The sequence below is a fragment of the Streptomyces sp. NRRL S-31 genome (genome assembly GCF_000718775.1).
GTDB lineage: Bacteria > Actinomycetota > Actinomycetes > Streptomycetales > Streptomycetaceae > Streptomyces.
This window is the reverse complement of sequence record NZ_JOCB01000265.1, coordinates 1-370: the sequence shown is the minus strand read 5'-3', so window position 1 is coordinate 370 and position 370 is coordinate 1. Positions and strand designations below refer to the sequence as shown.

Annotated in this window: 1 protein-coding gene; it reads left to right on the top strand. The window is 76.5% G+C overall.

Features of this window, described 5'->3' with window-relative positions; translation table 11 throughout:
• Positions 1 to 370: hypothetical protein (locus tag IF37_RS40435; RefSeq protein WP_037858488.1), on the top strand; the 370-nt coding region annotated here is incomplete at both ends.

Here is a 370-nt window from a genome sequence, read left to right as displayed (position 1 = left end):
TGGTCTGCTGGGCAAGGCGTTCGGGCGGGATGTGGCCGGGGCGTTGCGGGGTGCGGTGGACTCGGCGCTGGCGGAGGCGCGGCAGGTCAAGGGTGCGGGGCGGGATGTCGCGGGTGGGGTGGCGGGTTCCGGGGTGCGGCCGGCGGCTACGGATTTCGGGCGTGATCTGGCCGGGCGGACGGTGAATCTGGCGCGGGTGTTGCGGGAGGGCCGTGCTGGTGGGGTGGGTGATGAGGTGTTCGCCGGGGTGGGGGAGGTGTTCGCCCGGGAGCTGGGCGGGGTGATGGGGGAGGCGGCGGCGCGCCGGGTGGGTGAGGACTGGGCGCGGGCGTTCGCGCGGTCGTTCGGCGGGCGGGGGATGGAGGCGGCG